Raw genomic sequence first — 2,678 nt, 5'->3', positions numbered from 1 at the left:
CCGCCTGCCCGGCATCGGCCACGAGCAGCGCCCGCAGCCGGACGAGATCGCCGCTGCCGGTCACCAGCGCCTGGGCCTGGCCGCTGGCCTGCACGCTGCCTGCCAGCATGGCGGTGCCGGCCGCCGCCATGAGGCCAAACAGGAACAGGCCGACCAGGAGCTCGACGAGGGTGAAGCCGGCCTGCCTCATCGCACGCTCCACAGCATCTGGTCGCGGGCGATGACCTGGCCGGCATCATCGATCACGTCGACGCGGATCAGCTGGGTGCCGGGGTCGGGGCCGGGGCTGACCTGCTGCCGCCAGGCCCATTGACGCCTGCCGGCCTGCTCCCGACCCGTGACCGGCATGGGCGGTGTGGCGGCCAGCATCGCCTCCAGCGCCTGGTTGCGGGCCACGATGGCGGCATATTGGCGATCAGACAGGGTTGCGGCGCTGGCGAGGCTGACGCCCTGCAGGCGGATCAGTGCCACTGCGGCCAGGCCGAAGATGGCCAGTGCGACCATCACCTCGATCAGGCTGAAGCCGGCCTCAGCGCGCATTGACGCCTCCCGCCGCATCGATGCGGACGCGGGCCGAGGCATCGCCGCTGACAATGATGATTTGCGCCGGCGTGGCGAGGCCCGTGGCATCAAAGCTGATCGGGCCATCGGGATCGCTGGTCAGCGTCAGCCCGTCCGGAACGGCGGGCTGGAACAGCGTGCTCTTGCCCGTCAGGATCGCCATGTCGCGCGTGGCGGCGGCCTGCGCGGCGAGCTTCTCGGCCGCGCCGCGCACGCGGGCATCGGGGCCGGGCAGGGTGAGCACCAGCGCCGCGCTGGTGATGCCGATGATGACCATCACCACCACCAGTTCGACCAACGTGAAGCCGGCTTCAGAGGTTCCAGTTGCCGATGTCATCGGCTTCCCCTCCTGGTCCGGTCTGGCCATCGGGACCCATCGACCAGACGTCGAACGGGCCGTGCTGGCCAGGGCTGGCATATTGATAGGCATGGCCCCAGGGATCATTCGGCAGCCGCTGCACATAACCGCCGGGGCGATAGCGGTCGGGCTGGGCCATGTCGGTGGGGGCGGTCTTCAGCGCGGCAAGACCCTGGCTGGTGGTCGGGAACTGCATCGTGTCGGCCTTGTAGCTGGTCAGCGCGGTTTCCAGCGTGGCGATATCGGCACGGGTGCGGGTGATGGCAGCCTTGTCGACATCGGGCAGCACGTTGAGCACCACCACGGTGGTCAGGATGCCGATGATGACGATCACCACCATCATCTCGATCAGGGTGAAGCCAGCTTCCTGGCGACGGTGGCGGCGGTTCATGGTTGGGCCAGGCTTTCGAGTTGCAGGATGGGCAGCAGGATGGAGAGCACGATCACCGCCACCGCCCCGCCCATGGCCAGGATGATCGCCGGTTCGAGCAGGGCCAGCGCGGAGCGGGTGAGGGCATCATATTCGCGTTCCAGGGCCTCGGCGCCCTTTTCCAGCATCACATCGAGCCGGCCGGCACTTTCGCCGCCGGCGGCCATCGCGACCAGCAGCGGCGGCAGGATCGCGGCGCGGCGCATGGCGCTGGTCAGGCTGGCGCCCTCGCTGATATCGTCGGCCATGCGCGCGACCCGAGCGCGGACCTCGCGGTTGCCGATGGTGGGCAGGGTGAGCTTGAGGCCATCGACCAGCGGCAACCGGCTGGCCACCATCATCGCCAGCGTGCGGGCCAGCCGGGCGGCCTGCCAGTCTCGCAGCAGCCGCCCGACCAGCGGCAGCGCAAGCAGCCAGGCGTCGAAACGGCGGCGCAGCGCCTCGTCCTGCAAGGCGCGGTGGGCAATCAGCGCACCGCCGGCCAGGATCAGCAGGATTGCCCACCATCCCGCCGCCAGCACGCCGGAGATGGCCATGACGATGCGGGTGAGCAGCGGCAGCGTCTGGCCGATATCCACGAACTGTTCGGCGATGCGCGGCACCACGAAGATCATCAGCGCCGCCACTGCCAGCGTCGCCACGGCCGCCAGCGCCGCCGGATAGGCCAGCGCCGCCTGCACCCGGCCCTTGAGTTCGGCTTGCCGGTCGAGCAGGGCGGCGAGGCGTTCGAGGATCTGCGGCAGCGTGCCGGCGCCTTCGCCGGCCGCGATCATGGCGCGATAGAGCGGCGGGAAACTGGCTCCCTCCAGCGCCATCGCGTCCGACAGGCGGCGGCCCTCGACAACCGCGCCATGCACGGTGGTGAGCACGACACGGGCCTTTGGGGCTTCCGTCTGCCTGACAATGGTGCGCAGCGCCTCTTCCAGAGGGGTGACGGCGGCCAGCGTGGCAAGTTGGCGGGTGAACAGCGACAGCGCCGCCGGCTTCAGCCGTGCACCGCCGCCGGCCAGCACTGGCTCGGCCGCGGTCAAGGGGTCGAGCCTTGTGGCAAACAGCCGCTTGTCGAGCAGCTCGGCGCGGGCGGCTTCCGGGCTGGGCGCGCTGATGCGGCCGGCACGCGACTTGCCTTCGATATCGAGCGCTTCGTAGCGAAACTCAGCCATCAACCGGCTCCGTCCCGCCAATGACGCGCAGGGCTTCGGCGGGCGTCGTCAAACCGTCGCTCACGGCGCGCGCGGCGATGGCGGCGAGGCCCCCGCTGCCGGAGGCAGCAACCCCTCCACTGCTGCCGGCGGCCTCGGCCAGATCGGCGGCGGTCGCGCCGTCGTT

Annotated in this window: 5 protein-coding genes; all 5 read right to left on the bottom strand. The window is 70.4% G+C overall.

Annotated features, from left to right (window positions below):
• The coding region (locus GJ693_RS15330) for a prepilin-type N-terminal cleavage/methylation domain-containing protein (protein ID WP_156257114.1) at positions 1-190 on the bottom strand (190 nt) is incomplete at its 3' end.
• Positions 187-540 (bottom strand): type II secretion system minor pseudopilin GspI, encoded by a 354-nt coding sequence (gene gspI / locus GJ693_RS15325; protein ID WP_197042261.1) that lies wholly within the window; start codon positions 538-540, stop codon positions 187-189. The genes GJ693_RS15330 and gspI, both read right to left, overlap by 4 nt.
• Positions 530-898: a prepilin-type N-terminal cleavage/methylation domain-containing protein gene (locus GJ693_RS15320; protein ID WP_197042260.1), complete on the bottom strand. Its 369-nt coding sequence runs from the start codon at positions 896-898 to the stop codon at positions 530-532. The genes gspI and GJ693_RS15320 overlap by 11 nt, the downstream gene beginning before the upstream one ends.
• Positions 873-1,310, bottom strand: coding sequence for a type II secretion system major pseudopilin GspG (gspG, locus tag GJ693_RS15315; RefSeq protein ID WP_156257111.1), 438 nt, complete (start codon positions 1,308-1,310; stop codon positions 873-875). Before gspG ends, GJ693_RS15320 begins: the two co-directional genes overlap by 26 nt.
• Positions 1,307-2,512 carry a type II secretion system F family protein gene (locus tag GJ693_RS15310; RefSeq protein WP_156257110.1) on the bottom strand — a complete coding sequence of 402 codons (1,206 nt, stop codon included), beginning with the start codon at positions 2,510-2,512 and terminating at the stop codon, positions 1,307-1,309. Before GJ693_RS15310 ends, gspG begins: the two co-directional genes overlap by 4 nt.
• Positions 2,513-2,678: the final 166 nt, after the last annotated feature.

Origin of the sequence: Sandarakinorhabdus oryzae (assembly GCF_009733735.1) — a bacterium.
Classification (GTDB): domain Bacteria; phylum Pseudomonadota; class Alphaproteobacteria; order Sphingomonadales; family Sphingomonadaceae; genus Sandarakinorhabdus; species Sandarakinorhabdus oryzae.
The sequence above is the reverse complement of the archived record's forward strand: the minus strand, read 5'-3'. Positions and strand labels throughout refer to the sequence as shown.

What these genes read in the sequence shown, in the direction of transcription:
- gspI (WP_197042261.1), bottom strand. Translation starts at nt 540, where the DNA reads ATGCGCGCTGAGGCCGGCTTCAGCCTGATCGAGGTGATGGTCGCACTG.
- GJ693_RS15320 (WP_197042260.1), bottom strand. Translation starts at nt 898, where the DNA reads ATGACATCGGCAACTGGAACCTCTGAAGCCGGCTTCACGTTGGTCGAA.
- gspG (WP_156257111.1), bottom strand. Translation starts at nt 1,310, where the DNA reads ATGAACCGCCGCCACCGTCGCCAGGAAGCTGGCTTCACCCTGATCGAG.
- GJ693_RS15310 (WP_156257110.1), bottom strand. Translation starts at nt 2,512, where the DNA reads ATGGCTGAGTTTCGCTACGAAGCGCTCGATATCGAAGGCAAGTCGCGT.